15 protein-coding genes and 1 pseudogene are annotated in these 17,217 nt (G+C 67.1%); 5 read left to right on the plus strand and 11 right to left on the minus strand.

The window, feature by feature from the left end; all coding sequences use genetic code 11:
- Positions 1–89 precede the first annotated feature (89 nt).
- Positions 90–1,034 (minus strand): LysR family transcriptional regulator, encoded by a 945-nt coding sequence (locus KHN96_RS00880; RefSeq protein WP_062738919.1) that lies wholly within the window; start codon positions 1,032–1,034, stop codon positions 90–92.
- A gap of 136 nt (positions 1,035–1,170) precedes the next feature.
- Here KHN96_RS00880 and KHN96_RS00885 point away from each other — a divergent pair, with 136 nt between their 5' ends.
- Positions 1,171–1,785: an FMN-dependent NADH-azoreductase gene (locus tag KHN96_RS00885; protein WP_045219785.1), complete on the plus strand. Its 615-nt coding sequence runs from the start codon at positions 1,171–1,173 to the stop codon at positions 1,783–1,785.
- A gap of 111 nt (positions 1,786–1,896) precedes the next feature.
- On the opposite strand, the gene KHN96_RS00890 is transcribed toward KHN96_RS00885, so the two are convergent.
- Complete coding sequence (locus KHN96_RS00890) at positions 1,897–2,043, minus strand: hypothetical protein (RefSeq protein ID WP_180964197.1); 147 nt, start codon at positions 2,041–2,043, stop codon at positions 1,897–1,899.
- A gap of 433 nt (positions 2,044–2,476) precedes the next feature.
- On the opposite strand from KHN96_RS00890, the gene KHN96_RS22890 reads away from it, so the two are divergent.
- Positions 2,477–2,608, plus strand: a complete 132-nt coding sequence (locus tag KHN96_RS22890; RefSeq protein ID WP_045219783.1) for a hypothetical protein — start codon at positions 2,477–2,479, stop codon at positions 2,606–2,608.
- Between the two features lie 19 nt (positions 2,609–2,627).
- Here the strand turns inward: KHN96_RS22890 and KHN96_RS00895 are convergent.
- The 3 genes and pseudogenes from KHN96_RS00895 to KHN96_RS00905 all read right to left on the minus strand — a co-directional run.
- Positions 2,628–4,205 (minus strand): annotated as a pseudogene (locus KHN96_RS00895) (S10 family peptidase); the annotation flags it as partial.
- Between the two features lie 24 nt (positions 4,206–4,229).
- Positions 4,230–5,819: a S53 family peptidase gene (locus KHN96_RS00900; RefSeq protein ID WP_062738918.1), complete on the minus strand. Its 1,590-nt coding sequence runs from the start codon at positions 5,817–5,819 to the stop codon at positions 4,230–4,232.
- 107 nt (positions 5,820–5,926) lie between these two features.
- Positions 5,927–6,976: a serine hydrolase family protein gene (locus KHN96_RS00905; protein WP_045219778.1), complete on the minus strand. Its 1,050-nt coding sequence runs from the start codon at positions 6,974–6,976 to the stop codon at positions 5,927–5,929.
- Between the two features lie 399 nt (positions 6,977–7,375).
- Between KHN96_RS00905 and KHN96_RS00910 the strand changes: the two genes are divergently transcribed.
- Together KHN96_RS00910 and KHN96_RS00915 are read left to right on the plus strand one after the other, a co-directional pair.
- Complete coding sequence (locus KHN96_RS00910) at positions 7,376–7,582, plus strand: hypothetical protein (protein ID WP_082062929.1); 207 nt, start codon at positions 7,376–7,378, stop codon at positions 7,580–7,582.
- A gap of 271 nt (positions 7,583–7,853) precedes the next feature.
- Complete coding sequence (locus KHN96_RS00915) at positions 7,854–8,195, plus strand: DUF1488 family protein (protein WP_045219776.1); 342 nt, start codon at positions 7,854–7,856, stop codon at positions 8,193–8,195.
- A gap of 68 nt (positions 8,196–8,263) precedes the next feature.
- Here KHN96_RS00915 and KHN96_RS00920 read toward each other — a convergent pair whose 3' ends face one another.
- The 3 genes from KHN96_RS00920 to KHN96_RS00930 form a co-directional block, all read right to left on the minus strand.
- Positions 8,264–9,952 carry an AMP-binding protein gene (locus KHN96_RS00920; RefSeq protein WP_045219773.1) on the minus strand — a complete coding sequence of 563 codons (1,689 nt, stop codon included), beginning with the start codon at positions 9,950–9,952 and terminating at the stop codon, positions 8,264–8,266.
- A gap of 128 nt (positions 9,953–10,080) precedes the next feature.
- Entirely contained in the window at positions 10,081–10,590 is a 510-nt protein-coding gene (locus KHN96_RS00925) for a hypothetical protein (protein WP_045220450.1), read from the minus strand.
- A 141-nt stretch (positions 10,591–10,731) separates the two neighbouring features.
- Positions 10,732–11,616: a LysR substrate-binding domain-containing protein gene (locus KHN96_RS00930; protein ID WP_045219771.1), complete on the minus strand. Its 885-nt coding sequence runs from the start codon at positions 11,614–11,616 to the stop codon at positions 10,732–10,734.
- A gap of 130 nt (positions 11,617–11,746) precedes the next feature.
- On the opposite strand from KHN96_RS00930, the gene KHN96_RS00935 reads away from it, so the two are divergent.
- Positions 11,747–12,505 (plus strand): sulfite exporter TauE/SafE family protein, encoded by a 759-nt coding sequence (locus KHN96_RS00935; protein WP_062738916.1) that lies wholly within the window; start codon positions 11,747–11,749, stop codon positions 12,503–12,505.
- A gap of 571 nt (positions 12,506–13,076) precedes the next feature.
- Here the strand turns inward: KHN96_RS00935 and KHN96_RS00940 are convergent.
- Genes KHN96_RS00940 through KHN96_RS00950 form a run of 3 tightly spaced genes read right to left on the minus strand, consistent with a single transcriptional unit; the run spans position 13,077 to position 17,148 of the window.
- The gene (locus KHN96_RS00940; protein ID WP_062738915.1) at positions 13,077–13,583 is read right to left on the minus strand and encodes a TlpA family protein disulfide reductase; all 507 of its coding nucleotides are present in this window, start codon (positions 13,581–13,583) and stop codon (positions 13,077–13,079) included.
- On the minus strand, positions 13,580–14,833 hold the full coding sequence (locus tag KHN96_RS00945) for a sialidase family protein (RefSeq protein ID WP_062738914.1): 1,254 nt from the start codon (positions 14,831–14,833) through the stop codon (positions 13,580–13,582). Before KHN96_RS00945 ends, KHN96_RS00940 begins: the two co-directional genes overlap by 4 nt.
- Positions 14,833–17,148, minus strand: a complete 2,316-nt coding sequence (locus KHN96_RS00950) for a TonB-dependent receptor (RefSeq protein ID WP_062738913.1) — start codon at positions 17,146–17,148, stop codon at positions 14,833–14,835. Before KHN96_RS00950 ends, KHN96_RS00945 begins: the two co-directional genes overlap by 1 nt.
- Positions 17,149–17,217 lie beyond the last annotated feature (69 nt).

Here is a 17,217-nt window from a genome sequence, read left to right on the forward strand (position 1 = left end):
GGAGCGTGCGCGAACGCCGTCACAGACGTCCACACAAATGGCTGGAGCGAAACCGCCGATGATACTGCTGATCGGTAATCGTTGCAGGGTCAACGATTTGGCTGGCGGGCGATGTCTTCATAGCAGCGGCTGACCCGCGCAGTCACATCGGGCAGCTCTTCAGCCAGGAATTCGATAAAGGCGCGCACAGCCGGCACCAGGCCCCGGCGTGACGGGAACACTGCATGAAACTGGTGCGCCGGCAGCCGGTAGTTGGGCAGCAGCACCACCAGCCGCCCGTCGCGGATCGCGTCTGCGCACAGATTGAAGGGCAACTGCGCGATGCCCACGCCCTCCAGGGCGGTCTGCCCCATGAGGTAGAGGTCGTCCGTCACCAGCGCGGGGGTGAACTCGATGTCGACGGAGCCGCCCTCGGGTGTGGTCAGGCGCCAGCGTGCGCGCTCGCCGGGGCGGCCAAAGCCAACGCCTGCAGCGCCGCGCATCGATTCCGGCGTGTCGAACGGCCCATGCTCGACCACGAAGGCCGGACTGGCCACCAGCACCTGGTCGCTCACCCCGAAACTGCGCACGACCAGATTGGAATCCTCCAGCGTCGAGCGCACGCGCAACGCCACGTCATAGCCCTCGCCGATCACGTCGACGCGGCGGTTGGTGACGTCGAGTTCCAGGCGTACGTCGGGCTGCGCGCGCAGGAACTTGGACAGCACCGGCGCGATGAAGACGTGCGCCACGCCCACCGGGCAGCTCACGCGCAGCCGGCCAGAAGGCTTTTCGCCCGCATGCTCGGCCACCTCGAAGGCGGCGCGCGCCGCCTGGGTCATCGCCTCGCAATGCTGGTAGAACGCCGAGCCGACGTCGGTCACGTGGACCGCCCGCGTGGAGCGCTGCAGCAGCCGCACGCCGAGGCGCGTCTCCAGATCGGCCACCCGCCGGCTCACGCGCGATTTGGGGATGCCAAGCGCGCGCGCCGCGCCGGAAAAGCTGCCATGCGTGACTACGCTGGCAAACAGGACAAGGTCGTTCAGGTCTTCCATGGCGGCTCCGGGGCGCATCGCGGTAATCCGCGCATTGTCCCACTGATGGAACGATGTGTGTCGATTCGCACCACTAGTGGGACTCGCCGCACCGCACTATCTTTGCGTCAACCCACCTTTTTCTTGGAGAGACGCCATGCAAGTCCTTCACATCGATTCCAGCATCCTCGGCGACGCCTCGGCCTCGCGCATCCTGACCGCCGCCATCGTCGACGAACTGCGCCGCGTCAACCCCGATGCCACCGTGACCCACCGCGACCTGGCCGTCGAAGCGATTCCGCACCTGGACGGCGCCATCGCGGCGGGCTTCCGCGCCACGGGTGCCAATGATTTCGACGAAGCCACCCGCGCCGAGCACGCCCGCTCCGAAGCGCTGGTCAATGAACTGCTGGCCAGCGACGTGATCGTGGTCGGCGCGCCGATGTACAACTTCTCGGTGCCGAGCCAACTCAAGGCATGGATCGACCGCGTGGCGCAAGCCGGCCGCACGTTCAAGTACACCGAGAATGGCCCGGTCGGCCTGGCGGGCGGCAAGAGGGTGATCGTCGCCTCGACGCGCGGCGGCATGTACTCCGCGGGCCCCGCAGCGGCCATGGACTTTCAGGAGGCGTACCTGAAGACCGTGTTCGGCTTCTTGGGCATCACCGATGTGCAGTTCGTGCGCGCCGAGCGGCTGGGGATGGGCGCCGATGCGCGTACGCAAGCGATGGAAGCCGCCCATGCAGCCCTGCGCGACGTCGTCGCCGCCTGATTCGCTCCACGCAATACCAGACGGGCGCCTGCAGCCATGCAGCGCCCGTTTTTTATGGGCGCACGGAAACGGCGGACACCGGAACGATCGGCCGGCGGGCCGGTCTGCGCATCACTCGTCGCGATGCTCGCGGGCCTGGTGCATGGCCTCGAGCAGACGGCGCGTACGCAGCTTGCGCCACATGACCGGCACGACAATCGCGGTGGCGACCAGGCACGGCGCAACCCAGGCAATGGTGGATTCCAGAAAAGTCGTCATGATGCGTTCCCCCCGACACATGTTGCCAATGCGCGATAAGGGTGGCGCGCATCGTGTAGTCCCCGCAGGGCTTTGCCTCCATTGCTGAAAGCGCCCTGACATCTATATGGACGGCTATCGGCGCGGGGCGGAAAACCTGAATGCCCAACGTTTGCCGTTTGCTCTATTTCCGACCTATCCCGACGATCTGTCAATAGCGTGCCGATAAGTTTGTAGAACATTGTGGCGCTGCGCTGACACACGCACCGGCGCCGCACAATCGCTGCGCAAAGGTAACGGCGGATTACGGCGGCACCGGGCCCACGCGTGGCGCACACGCGGCGGGCCGGCAAATCGGTAGGCGGGCGCCGCAGTTTTGCTTACAAACGGTAAAGCGCGGTTGCGAGGCGTTTCCATACAGTCGAGGCAGGTCAAGACAACCACGGAGCTCATCATGAAACGCACCATCGCCCTGCTCATGCTTGCCGCCGCCGCTGCTTCCGCGCTGAGCGCGTGTGTGGTGGTGCCGGCAGGCGGCTATTACTACGACCGCCCGCACTACCGCCCGTATTACCGCGGTTACTGAGCGGCAGCCCGCCCGCCGCTCAGGCTTTGCGCATCTGCAGCATGCGGATGCGCGCCATGGCCTGGTGATCCGCCGTGGCGGTGTCGTACAGACGCGCGAGATCCGCCTTCAAGGCCGTGCGGGAGCCGCCATCCAGGTACACCATATGCCCCGACGGGTAGAACCCGGCCGACAGGTTCTTGCGTACGTCGGCATCCAGTAGCGGCATGGCCTTCAGGTCGAGCATGGTCTGGTAGAACGGCGTCACGAAATCGTAGTAGCCGTTGGCGGAGAACACCTTCAGGTCGACGTTCAGGCTCATCGTCGCCGCCAGGTCGCCGGCGGTATAGAGCGCGACGTTGCCGTTGGCATCGAGCCCCTTCTGTGCCCCGGTCGGGTCGATGTGCCCGAAATCCCAGTGCCGGAACGCCTGGTCATTCAGATCCGTGAAGGCGGAGTTCGAAGTGAACTTCAGGTCTTGGTTCAGGTAGGTGTTCCACATGGTGGTGTAGACGCCCGATACCGCCGTCATGGTCGGGTCGTTGCCACCGGAGTTCGGATCGACACTCGCGGCGATGCCGGTGTGGATGCCCGTCACACGGCCGTCGTAGGCGCCCACGGACAGGCCCTTGTCTGCCAGCAGCGTCGTCAGGAACAGCGACGTGCCGGCGCCGTCGTACGCAGCCACGTCCAGGCGCCAGCCCTGCAGCGTCGCCGCATCGATGCCGGTGTAGGCGGCGAGCGTCTTCACCACGGCCGGATCAGCATGCGCGGGCTTGGCGAGCGCCTTTTCGTAATCGGTGCTGGCAAACACGGCGGCCGCTTCGGCAAAGTCGCCGACGTCGGCCGGCAGCGCCCCACCGCTGGGGGATTTCGCGCGCTTGTGGAACCACGCGTCGGCTGCGCACGTGGGCAGGAGCCCGACCGGGTTCCCCGCCTGCGTGTAATCCAGAATCGACGACTGCAGCGTGATGCCGTTCAGGTCGATGCCATCTTCGTGCAGCACGTACGACAGCACGCACGAACGTGCCGTGCCATACGATTCGCCGAACAGGAACTTGGGCGAATTCCACCGCCCGTTGGCCGTCAGCCAGCGCTTGATGAACTGCGCGATGCTGCGCGCGTCCTGGTCCACGCCCCAGAAATCGACATTGCGCTTGGGCGCGATGGCCGTGGAATACCCCGTGCCTACCGGATTGATGAACACCAGGTCAGACCGGTCGAGCAGGCTGTCGGGGTTGTCTTCCATGCGGTACGGCGCAGGGGGCGTAAACGACGGCATCGACGTCACGATGCGCCGTGGCGCAAACGACCCCAGCAGCACGAACACTGCCGACGAGCCCGGCCCGCCGTTATAGAAGAACGTCACGGGCCGCGTGTCCTTGCTCCCCGGCGACGCGGCCGGCGTATCGGCCAGGAACGCCACATGGAACATCTTCGCCACGGGCTGCGAGCTACTCGGGTCCACGATGACGAGATGGCCGGCATGCGCGGTGTAAGGGATGTTGCGTCCGCCGATGCGCACGGTGTGGTGCGTGACCGCCATGCCCTCGCTGGTGTCGGTCACGCTGTCGTCGGGGCCGTTGCCATAGGCGGTCGGGTCGAAGAAAGGCTGATCTTTGGTCGTCATGTTCGCCTCTGTCTAGAAGAGATCGGCGATCGCGTCGCCCTTGGGGCTGCCCAGGCCAGTGCAGGCATCCCACCCTGGCGCAGCGGCAAAGCTGCCGTTGTTGCCCTGCCGGATATCATTGAAGGCGCCCGGGTTCTGATACAGCCGTACGTGCGGATACCCGACCGGCCCGCGCTTGCTGGCATTGATGCGCGCCACAAGCGCGGCCCAGAGCGGCGCGACGGCGCTGGTGCCGCCTACGACGCCCGTCTCTCCGTCGACCCGCACGACGTAGCCGGTGAGCGGGTCGGCATTGCCCGCCACGTCGGGCACGCCGCGCCGTTCCAGCGGCACGCTCTTGCCATGCGTCTGCGGGGCACTCAGCCCGCGCTGCCAAGCCGGCAACGCAAACACGCTGCTCACACCGCCGCCCCCGGCACCGCCCTGCGCACCATCGTTCCAGACGGTTTCCTCGGCGATGCGGCCATCGGTGGCATGCAGGCTGGTCCCTCCGCACGCCAATGCGTAGGGGCTTGAGGCAGGAAAGTCGACGTGATCCGCGTGATCGGACAAGCCGTCGCTGGAGCCGTTGTCACCAGAAGCGACGCACACCGTGACGCCCATCGTGGCCGCGCTTTGCAGCGCCGCGTTCACGGCCTGCATGGCCTGCGGCGTCCAGCGGCTCTCCGGCGCGCCCCAGCTGATGGACACGACCGACGGCCGCAGCGTGGTGTCGTGGACGGCCGCGTTGATGGCCTGCAGAAAGCCCGCATCGGTGTTGGGCGCGAAGTACACCGCCAGCGTGGCACCCGGTGCAGCGCCGCCCGCCACTTCAATGTCGAGCATGACCTCGCCGTCGGGGCCGTTGGGATCGCCGGTCGGGCGGTTGGCGCCCTGCCCGACCGGCACGGCGGTCACCTTCGGCATCGGCACGCCGAGTTCATGGAAATACGCGCGCAGGTCTTCCTCCCGATAGCCGCCGCCCAGTTCGATCAGTGCAATGCATTGGCCCGCACCGTCGCCCTGCGGAAAACCGTAGAGCCTTGCCAGTTGCACCGGCGTATACGACGCCATGGGCGCGGCGCGTGCGGGCCGCAAGGACACCGGCGCGGGCGGCAGCGGCATGAAGCGGAAATGTGGATCGGCCTGCGGACGGGAATCGAGCCCCAGCACCGCGACGACCACATCCTGGAGGCTCTCGGGCAGCCGCAGCGGCCCGGACCGCCCCCGGTACTCGCACGTGCCGTGCATCACGCGGTGCAGGTGCGTGTCGAACGCGCCGCAGAACTGCTGGACCGAGCCTTCCAGCGTGACCGTCGCGGCTGCCGGATCGACCTGTGCCACGTGCAGGCCATGGTCGCGCGCGAAGGCACGCACGGCATCGACGTCGCCCGCAGAGGGGCCAAACTGCGCGGCCCATTCTTCACGCGTGAGCGGAGCGGGCGGCGGCGTGCCGGCCGCGTGGGATTGCGCAAAGCCGGACAGGTGCGCCTCCAGCGCGGCCTGATTGGGGCGGCGCAATTGCACCAGCACCCGAAGCTGCTCCGCGGGCGGCGCATCGCCCAGGATGCGTGCGTCTTGCGGGATCGTCCGTTCGCTGCCGCGCAGGGGTTGCCGAGCCATCGCCTTCTCCATGCAGATAGGTGGCCCGTGCGTCGCAACTGGCGTGCCGCCTGGCACGCCGCTGCAGGGCCATCGTCTTCAAGGTAGGCGATACCCTGCCCGGCTGATCAGTCGGCCGGTTCGGTGTTGGCGGAAGTGTCTGCGGGAGGATGCTGCGGCCGCCCCTCGGCGAAGGCGCGGCGCATGAGCGCACCACAGGCGGTGCTGCGCACGTAGGCGCGGGGCGCGAGCGTTTCCCGCACGAGCATGCCGTAGTGGCGCTTGTCCGCAGTGATCCACGGATAGAAGCCGAACGCGCCGGCCGAACTGAAGGCGCCGTCGCCGCCGGGGTGGTCTTCGATCCAGTAGTTGAGCGCGTAGTGCCACGGGAGCGAGGCCGGCGTACTGACGGCGGTGGGGCACGTCCCCGGTTCGGTACATACCGCATGCTGGCCCAGCATCCTGCCGAGCCGGTATTCGCCGCGAATCAGCCGACGCAGGAACTGCCCATACGCGGCCGGCGTGCCAATCATGCCCCCCGCCGGCTCCGGCGCCAGATAGCGGATGCCAAGCGGCAGGCCCGCGTCACGCAGGCCGGGCGTGTTCGCCAGCTGGCGGTCGAGCTCATCGGTGAGCGCGGCGGCATCGGCACGGCCAAATCCGAGGTCGATCAGCAGCTTCTGGTCGTGGCCGCCGTTGTAGCTGAAGCGGCCGACATGGCCGGGCGTGAAGGTGCTGTTGCGTCCGCGATCAAAGCAGCTCTGCACGGTGTCGTTGCGGTTGCATTGAAGCGGGTTGAGGCCGTCGTAACCGGAGCGCATCGTCAGCGCGTCGATCTCGGCCTTGGTGAGCTTGCCCTGGGCACGCTCGACCACGTAGGCACCGAACACCCATTTGGATGCCGATGCGAGCCGCACCGTCTTGTCGGCGCCGATGCGCTGCCCATGCTGGCCGTGCATCAGCACGCCGCCGGCGTCGCCGATTTCCCAGTAGTAGTCGCCCAGATGCTGGCAACTGCTGGCACGCGCCAGCGTGGATTCCACGGCGGCCCGCCGCGTCGCCAGGCTGGGCGGTTCAGCGTGCGCCGTCGTCGTGACCACGGCCGCGAGGGCAGCGGTCAATCGTAGAACGTGCCCTACGTGCGCCCTTGCCTTCCGGGCGCGTCTTGCTTGCGTCATGTCGATGTCCTGCTTGTTCGGTATGCCACGGCTTTTGGGCCGCACTGTACCGTACGGCACGCATTTCTTCCGTGTTGGCCTCGCGCGGGCCTGGGGTAAAAACCCGAGGTGCCGACGGGCAGCCCGGACTCTACCGGCCTGGCTGCATGCAGATTGAAAAATCTGCGGGCAGGCGTTTGAAACGTAAGCGTTTGCGTATCGATTAACTGACTTTAGCACCGGAAAAATCGCTCGATATTTCATCCCCCAAATTGTCCTAGGCCACCCGTTTATGAGCCAAATGGACGAGAAGAATCATGCCAAGGCGCACTAGCGTTCTGCACCGACTGTTCCTAGAATGCAACCGAAGAGAAAAGCAGAATTAAATAAAACTAAATACACGAGGCGAGGTTCCGGGTCATGAGCGCAATCAAACGGGGAACGGCAGGGTGGACATCCCGCCTGGGTTGGGAGCGCCATGCTGCCGACTGGCAGGTCATTCCGACACGGCGGCGCCTGTTCCTGACACGCCTTCCGGCAACGCGTATTCCGACGATTTTGCTGTGGCTGGCCGCGGTTTCGATCGCCTTGGGCCTGGGCCACATTGTTTTGCACCGATGGTGGTGACCATAACGTCATTGAAGACGAATTTGTACGGGGAAGGTCACAGCGCGAGAGCAATCCGCAGTCAAACACCGAACTGACAGACCGTATAACGGCGCCGAGGGATAGTCTGACCCGCTTCACTGGGTCTACCGCATCCGGATCGATTCTGCATCCGGAGCATCGTCATCCCTCCATTCGGAACCCAGGCTCCCGCACGTGATCACTGCGCCGCGAAAGCGGCATGTAGGACACGTTGGCCGATTGGCGTGTCCGGTCAATTGGGGGGAGCATCATGAACATCTCGTTCACCGGCAAGACATTCAGGTCCGTAGGCGACCTGTTTTTCCAGGCCATCGTCGACGGCAAGGCCGTCAGTTGTTTTGTCACATCCGAAGCGCTATCGCTGTGCGACTGCGCGCACCAGAAAGCGACCGCCGAGGAGGTGTATCGCAACTACCGTGACTGGATCGAGCAGGCGGCGTCGGATCTGATCCGCGCCGGCGCTCTGGCCCCGGTCATCGTGCGCGGGCGCGACCTGGCGGCCTCCCGCGCGTCGCTGCCGCATGGCGGCGTACCGTCCTATGACCTGGACCGCGCGCGCCAATTGCGCCTGGTTCCCCGATCATCGCGCTGAAGCAAACGGCGCGGGTGCGGCGGAACGTGCGGTCGGGGGCGCGCGTTCCGCCAAGTGCCCAAGTCTGCTCAGTCGGCGGGAAAATCCTCTTCCCAGTATTCGTGAACGTTGCGTGCTGCTTCCGGGCGGCCGGCTTCACGCATGCGCAGCTCGACGCGGCGGATCTTGCCCGAAATGGTCTTGGGCAGATCGGCAAACTCGATGCGCCGCACGCGCTTGTATGACGCCAGCCGGTTGCGGCAAAACCGCAGGATGTCGCGCGCAAGCTCCGGGCCGGCTTCGTGGCCCGTGCGCAGGACGAGGAACGCCTTGGGCACGGCGAGCCGCACGGGGTCGGGGCTCGGCACCACGGCGGCCTCGGCGATGGCGGGGTGTTCGATCAGCACGCTTTCCAGCTCGAACGGGCTCACGCGATAGTCCGAGGCCTTGAACACGTCATCGGCGCGGCCAACGTAGGTGAGATAACCGCTGGCGTCGCGCGCGGCGATGTCGGAGGTGTGATACACGCCGTCCCGCATGGCCTCTGCCGTTTTGCCGGCGTTGCCGGCATAGCCTTCCATCAGCCCGGTCGGCCGGGGGTCCAGCTCAATGCAGATTTCGCCCTCTTCCGCCTCGTTGCCGTCGGGGTCGCGCAGCGTGATGCGGTAGCCGGGCAGCGGCCTGCCCATGGAACCGGGCCTGACCGGCTGACCCGGGCTGTTGCCGATCTGGCAGGTCGTCTCGGTCTGGCCGTAGCCATCGCGGATGGTGATGCCCCACGCCGCGCGCACGCGCTCGATCACCTCGGGGTTCAGCGGCTCGCCCGCGCCGACGAGCTCGCGCAACGCGGGCTTCCAGGCCGCCAGATCCTCCTGGATCAGCATGCGCCATACCGTCGGCGGCGCACACAGCGTGGTGACCTTCGCGCGGCAAAGCGTATCGAGCGCAGCCTTGGGGTCGAAGCGTGCGTAGTTGTAGATGAAGACGGTGGCGCCTGCATTCCACGGCGCGAAGAAGCAGCTCCACGCGTGCTTGGCCCAGCCGGGCGAACTGATGTTCCAATGCACATCGCCGGGGCGCAGGCCGATCCAGTACAGCGTGGACAAATGTCCGACCGGGTAGCTCGCATGCGTGTGCATGACGAGCTTGGGCTTGGACGTGGTGCCCGATGTGAAATACAGCAGCAGCGGGTCGCTGGCCTGCGTTGGCGCGTCGGGGCCGAACCCGGCCGGTGCGCCGTACGCGTCTTCAAACCGGTGCCAGCCTGCCAGCGGCCTGTCGGCCCCGACCGCGATGCGCGTGAACGTGCCCGATACCGCATCGAGCTTGGCACAATCGGCTGCGCCCACCACCACGTGCCGCACATCGCCCATGGCAATGCGTTCGCGCAGGTCTTCGGCGGTGAGCAGCGTGGTGGCGGGAATGATGACGGCGCCAAGCTTGATGCTGGCGAGCATCACGTCCCACAACGGGGGCACGTTGCCGAGCATGAGCAGCACGCGGTCACCGCGCTGCACGCCGAGTGCGCGCAAGTGGTTGGCCACGCGAGACGAACGTTCGGCCATCTGCGCGAATGACAGGCGCGTCTCGTTGCCCTGATCGTCGACGACCCAGAGGGCGATGGCCTCGTTGCCGCGCGCCATGGTGTCGAAATAGTCGAGCGCCCAGTTGAAGCGGTCCAGCTCCGGCCATGCGAAATCGCGTACGGCGGTGTCGTAATCCTCACGGTGCGCGAGCAGAAAGTCGCGGCACCGCAGGAAGGCGTCCAGCGATGTCATGCGTGTCTCCCGTGGTTTGGCTGCACGCGCCTCGTCCGGGCGCGACCAAAACACACCTGCAACCGACATCGCCACTCATAGGAGGATTTTCCGCGCCAGACCAGCCCGGACTCACCCGAGCCGCCGCGTCATCGCGGGCGTGGCGGAAAACGCAGCGTCCGGCCGCCGCCCAGGCTCAGCCACGCCCATGCCGCTGCCGCGGCCACGGCACCGAGTACGGCCGTCCATTGTGCGCATACGAGCATCAGCTCGATCGTGCTGGCAATGTCGGGCAGGATGTGCGGCCACGCGGGCCCGAGCCAGCCGCTGGCCTCGAACCAGCCGCCGCGGCCCGCCCCTGTCGCCAGCTCTGCGGCCAGCGCCGCCGCATTGAGCGCCGCAAACGCCATGCCGCCATGCGACAGCGCGCGGCTGAACACCGGCAGTTCATACAGCGGTTTGAGATATTGGATATGCCGCGTGAGCGACCACGCGCATACCATGAGCAGCGCGATGCTGACGGAAGCAAGGAACGCCGGGCTGCGCAGGCAGACACCGCAGGCGATCCACGCCAGCGCGTTGATTTCGTGGCGGCGATAGATGCGCAGCGCGCGTGCCGCATGCAGCAGGCCAATCGGGGGAACACCGGCAGACGCCATCGTGTACTCCATCAGCAGGCAGGTTGGTGCGGCGCCGCATCGCATGGCCGTGGGCCGCTACTGCGTGCAGTGTACCGATGGCCCGGAACGTGTGCGAGCGCCCGCCGCGCGCTTCCACCGAATGGCGGACGCGCACCGGTGTCACGCCTCGCGCAAATGCCCGATCAGCTGGCGCGCGAATGCGGGCAGGTCGTCGAAGCGGCGCACGCAGATGCGCAGCAGGCGCGTCGCCCAGGCATCGGTCAGCCGCACGCGCCGGATGCCCATCGAGCGCTGCAACCGGATGGCCGCATGCTCGGGGATGACGCCCACGCCCACATTGCGCTCCACCATGCGGCAGACGGCATCGAAGCTGCGCAAGCGTACGCGGTACTTGAGCCGGAAGCCTGCGCGCGCCGCGTGGCCGGCCAGGTAGGCCTGCAAGGCGTTGTCGCCGGTCAGGCCGACGAAATCCTCCTGCAAGGTTTCAACGAAGGCCAGCTCGCGGCGCTTGGCGAGCGGGTGGTTGCGCGCGGTGACGAGCACCAGCCTGTCATGCCGAAACGGAAAGGTTTCCAGCCCGGACAGGTCCACCGCGTCATTGACGATCCCGACATCGGCCCGCCCCTGCGCGATCGCCTCGACGATCTCGTGGCTCACGAGCTCCTCCAGGTCGATGTCGACCTCCGGGTGCGCCGCCAGGAACGCGCTGAGCGCCTCGGGCAGGAACTCCGTCATGGCGGCGGTGTTGGACAGCAGCCGCACGTAGCCCTTCAGGCCACGCGCATACTCGCCGAGCTCGCCGCGCATGCGGTCCATCTGCTGCAGCACGACGCGGGCGTGGTGCATGAGCGTGCGGCCGGCCGCCGTGGTCTCGACGCCGCGGCGGTTGCGCGTGAGCAGCGGCACGCCGAGCGCGTCTTCCATGCCGCGGATGCGCGCACTGGCCGAGGCCAGCGTGAGATGCGCGCGCGCGGCGCCGGCGGTGATGCTGCCGGCCTCGGCGGTGTACAGGAAGAGTCGCAGATCGGTCAGGTCGAAGCGCACGGCAAGTCTCAGGAGAGGCATCAGCCTCAGTGTCAGCCTGAGGCTCGGTCAATGTATCGCAGATTGTCTCGTGGCTGCCAGTGGCAGAAACTGAGCCATCCTCCAGAACGACAACGAGACCCTGCGCCCCATGGAATCTGCCCCGCTGCTGCTCTTTGGCGCCGGCCTGCTTGCCGGCATGATGAATGCGCTGGCCGGCGGCGGCTCGTTCGTCACCCTGCCGGCGCTGATGTTTGCAGGTGTGCCGTCGGTCTTCGCCAATGCGTCGAGCACGGTGGCGCTGCTGCCCGGCGCGGCGACATCGGCATGGGCCTATCGCTCCGACTACCGTGGCTTCCAGCACGTGCCGATGCGGGCCATGGTGGGGGTCAGCCTGGCGGGCGGCCTGCTCGGCGCGCTGTTGCTGATGAACACCTCGTCGCGCGCGTTCGACTTCATCGTGCCGTGGCTGCTGCTGGTGGGGTCGCTCGCGTTTACCTTCGGAAGGCAGGCGGGTGCGTGGCTGCGCCGGCGCGTACACATCGGCCGCACGACGCTGCTGGTCGCACAAGGCGGCCTGGCCATCTACGGCGGCTACTTTGGCGGCGCGGTCGGCATCATGATGATGGCGGTGTGGGCACTGTTCGGCCACGACGACATCAGAGCATTGAACGCCTCGCGTACGTTGCTGGTGGGGGCGACCAACCTCGTCGCCGTGCTGTGCTTTGCGCTGGCCAGGATGGTGTGGTGGCCGCAGACGCTCATCATGCTGGTGGCCGCCGCGCTCGGTGGCTACCTCGGCGCGCACGTGGGCAAGCGTTTGCCGGCACCCGTGGTTCGGGCACTGATTTCGACCTTCGGCTTTTCGATGACGGCGCTGCTGTTCTGGCGCGCCTGGTCGCACGCTTGAGGAGCACTGCCATGCCGCACGCGCCACGGCATCCGAATCACCGCACAACCGCGCCACGCGCCTGCCGAGATGTGGCCCCCTTGCATGCGTCCCGCTACGCCGCGCGGGGTGCCTGGCATGGGCACGCGGGCGAGCCAGCGCCGCGCAAGCCCGACAGCGTCGGCGCACAGACGGTGTTTTACCTCGCACGCGGTGTGGCGGTCCTGCTCGCTGCAACCGCGCTTGGCCTGGGCGCGGCGTCCGAGGGAGCCGGCCCGACATCGGCGCCATCCTCGGCTTCATCGCAGACCCCAGCGCGTTGAACGCGCGGCGTCGCTGGCGCCACGGCGCAGATGAGGATGTGTTCACATACCCAACGCGCGGACCGTTCCATGCGCACACGCGAGGCAAAGAAAAAGCCCGCGGGCCGGGGGGCGGGCGGGCTTAACATCTTCAGCCTTTGACGACGAAAGATGGTCGGGTGTGCTTTGTGAACGAGCAATGCGCCGGAATTCACAAAGCGTCGCCATTATAAAAAGGGCGCCCACCCCGCCATACCCCAACAACGAGGGGGGTCTGCGCCATTTCCTGGTCAATCCCTGAGCGCGGCATCCAAGGCCTGCGGCGTGAGCAAGCCGCTCGATGCATGACGCTTGCCGTCGGGGCGCAGGATGATCGTGCGCGGCATCTCGCCCTGCCAGCCGGGGTCGAGTGCGGCACGCAGGCGCTCCGGTATGTCCTCCGCATTCGCGTACTGCGGCACATGGGCAAGGCCGATCTTGCTGTCGCGGGCCAGGGGCGCGAGCGCGCGGTTCAGCATCTCGGCCTGTTCGGGGCCGTCCATGGCGACCATCACCACATCGACGTTGCGCCCGGCAGCGCGCCGCCACTGGGCGATGCGGGCGATGTTCTCGCGGCAGTAGCTGCAGTCGAGCGACCAGATCTCGACGATGCGCGGCCGCGCTTGCGGCGTCTGCAACAAGGCCGGCACATCGCGTGCATGCAACGGCCGGAACTGCAGCGCTTCGGCGGCCTGCACCGCAACGGCTGCGGCCCACAGCGCCATTCCCAACGCCAACGATTGGTACCGTACGGTCATTGCGATGCCTCCTGGGTTGCGGTGGCCGGAACCACGCCCGCCACGTCGATCAGCCGGTAGCCCTCGACCTGCGTGCGCCACGACAGGTAGACGTGCCCGTTGCCCGCGAGCAGTTGCGGGTGGTCGCTTCCGCCAGCGGCGTCGGCCACGTTTACGGGCATCGTCCAATGCGCGCCGCCGTCGGTGGACTTGCGCAGCACGATCTGCATGCGGTCGCCGGCAAATTGCTTCCACGCGAGCCACAGCGCGCCGTCTGCGGCCAGCAGCGCCGGATGCGATGCCTGCGCACCCGCCTGTGCCGAACCGGCAAATGGCCACGCGCCGCCGATCGGTTTGCCGTCAGCGGCAAGACGGCTGTAGAACAAACCCGGCTTGCCGTTCACCACGGAAAACCACGCCATGTGCCGCACACCGTCGGGCGTGACGGCCAGCGCGGGGCCGTGGTGCGGGCACGCATCCACACGCCAGTCCGAGAACGTCGCGCGCGTGATGACCGGCGGCGTGTTACCGATTGGCAATGTCGTCAGCGCATGGTCGCGGATCTGCCCGGCAAACACGTTGCGCCACAGCGCCAGCATGTGCCCGTCGGCGTCCGGCACCAGCGCGATGCGGCAGCACTCGCAGGTCTGGTCGATGACCTTGCGTTCGGGCGCGAACGTGGCGCCGCGGTCGGTCGACACCGTGTAGTAGACCGCCGCCCCGTCATACGGCTGCCGGGCGGCCTGCGCACGCAGCAGGTCGCGCTTGTCGATCCACGTGACGAAGATGCGGCCCGCGCTGTCCACCGCCATCGAGTCGAAGCGATGCGTGATGGGCTGGCGATCATGGTGCACCGTGACCGGCACGCTCCATGTCCTGCCGCCGTCCAGCGAGCGCGAGAAGCGCACGAAACCCGTGTACGGCGCATCGAGCGGCCGCGACCAGCTCACATACAGCGCGCCGTCCGGGCTCGCGATGACCTTCGGGCGGTTCTCGCCGTCGGTGTAGATCGGCTCGGGTTGCGGGTTCACGCGCTGCGGCCTGGAAAGCGTCTTGCCGAGGTCATCGGACGAGGCCACCACGACATGCTGCCCTTCCGCCCACGTCACCCAAAGGCGACCGGCCTTGTCAAACGCGGCCGTGGTCGCGAGTTGCGGCTTGGCGACCCCCTTTCCGGCCATCGCACCGTGGTCGTGGCCTTCGTGAGCGCCGGCCGCCATCACGGCCAGGGCCAGGAACAGGCCGGCCGCCCAGCGCGGAATCGAGTGCATTACAGACGCCATTTCAGTTGTCCATAGAACGTGCGCGACGGATACGGGTGGTACACGAAGTACCGCCGATCGGTCAGGTTGTCGACGCCCAGCGCCAGCGTGAAATGCCTGTCGATACGGTAGCTGGCTTTGAGGTCGACGGTGAAGAAACTGCTGGTGCCGCCGTAGACATTCGGCAGCACATCGGTGTTGTCGAGCGTGCCGTACTGCCGGCCGGAATAGCGCACGCCCGCGCCCAGTGTCCAGTCGGGCGTCGCATGCCAGCTGGCAAACAGGTTGGCGCGCACACGCGGCATGCGCGGCCACGTCTTGTCGACATACGTGGGGTTGGCTGCGTCGGCCAGCGTCTTCGATTGCGTGAACGCGACATTGGCTTCCACATCGACGCCGCGCACACCAAGGTCTTGCAGCACGTTCTGCCCGGAATACGCAAGCTCGATGCCGCGCGTGCGCACGCGGTCGACGTTCTGCACATTCGTCACATTCGGCGTGACGAGGATGTTGGTCTGCGTATAGATGCTGTCGCGCACGTCGCTCTGGAAGAGGCTCGTGCGCAGCATGCCGTACGGCACGGCCTGCTCGACGGTGAAGTCGAAGTCGTTCGCGCGTTCGGGCTTGAGGTTCGGGTCGTTGTTGACGATGGTGTTGCCGCTGATGGTGCCCTGGAACAGCTCGGCGACCGTCGGGAAACGCACCGCCCGGCCGTATGAGAGCCGCAGCAGCGTGTCTTGCGTGGCCTGCCATTGGAGGGCCGCCTTGGGCGAGAACGCGTCTTCGGTGCGGCTGGCATAGCCGAGCGTGGTGCTGCCGTTGCCGAGCTGGCCGTTGTAGGCGCGCCAGTTCTCGTAGCGCAGGCCCAGCGTGGCGAGCCAGCGCGGCGCAAAGGCCCAGGCGTCCTGCAGGAAGACGGCCTGCGTCTGGGTATCGCCCTGGTAGCCGGATTTCAGCGTGGACACCGTTTCGGCCGACCAGTTCGTCGCATTGAAGGTCTGGTTGCGCAGGTGGTACTGGTCGTAGTGGTAGCCGGTCGTGAACGTATGGCCCGCCACCATGGGCGACGTGGCCTTGACGTCGAGGTTGGACCAGCCCGTGCCGTCGCCGTAGAACACCGTGCCGGGCCCGCCGCCCGCCGCCGTGTTGGACGCCCGCAGGATGTCGCGCGTGACGTTGTAGGCCGACGCATTGGTGTCGATCTTCCAGCCGCCGAGCCTGCCCTTCACACCCAGCCCGTAGAGCCAGTTTTCCTGGTCGCCGTTCTGCGGGGCGAAGGCGTTCTGCGCAATGGTGTAGCGCGTGCCGTTGATCAGCACATTGCCGCCGGTGACCGGATTGCCGGCGGCATCGCGAAGGAAGCTGACGGCCTGGTCGCTGAAGTGGTTCTCCCAGTGGCCGAGCATGAACGACGCTTCGAGGCTGTCGCTGAAGACATAGCCGAGGCGCACCGTTTCCTGCAGTTGCTGTGTGCGCTCGAGCATCTGCGGGCCGAGAATCACACGCGGCTGGCCGTTGGGGCCGCGGTCCGTCATGGCGCCCGTGACAGGCACCGGCACGCCCGCCGACGCATTGAACGCGGAATTGGGCGTGGCGTACTGCATCGGCTGGCTGTCGTTCTCGAGCCGGTCCACCGACACCGCATACCAGAACCTGCCGATGCGGTCGCCCAGCGACGCGCTCTCGTGGTTGCCGGTGACGGTGCGCGAGAAACCGTACGCATCGTTGTAGTGCTGGCTCATCACCTGCGTCTGGGCGGCGGCCTCGAAGGTCTCGGGGCGGCGCAGCGTCAGCGCGATGGTCGTGCCCATCGAATTGCCGGGCAGCAGCGCCGAGAACGGCCCGTACAGGATGTCGACCCGCGCCAGGTCGTCCGGCCCGATCATCGACCAGCGCGGCGGATAGCTGTAGCCCGAGCCCAGCAGGTTCGAGAGCAGGATGCCGTCGGCGTACAGCAGGCCGCGCGCGCTCTGCAACTCGTTGAAATCGCGCCCCGCGAAGATGGAGTTGCGGTCGCCAATGAAGCGGCGGCGCACCATCACGTTGGGCTGGTATTTGACGGCGTCTTCGGTGGTGACGACGTTGCGGTCGGCCAGTTGATCGGCCGTGACGCTCTGCACGACGGCCGGCGTGCTGGGGGCAAAGGGCGCGCGGGCGGTGCTGGCGCGCACGACGGTGGGCGCGAGTTCCTGCGTCGCGGGCGCGGGCGTCGCCTCGTCCGCGGCAAAGGCGGACAGCGGCGCCGCTGCGCTCAGGGCCAGCGCTGCACGGCACGCCAGCGTGCGCCGGGGCCGCGCGGCGGCAATGCGCTTGTAGGATGACATCGGGGTGGTCTCCGGGGTTGCGATGGCGCCGGCCATGCGTGGGCCAGGCGCACAGGCGCCGCGAGACTC

Source organism: Ralstonia mannitolilytica (genome assembly GCF_905397375.1).
In the GTDB taxonomy this organism is placed as follows: domain Bacteria; phylum Pseudomonadota; class Gammaproteobacteria; order Burkholderiales; family Burkholderiaceae; genus Ralstonia; species Ralstonia mannitolilytica.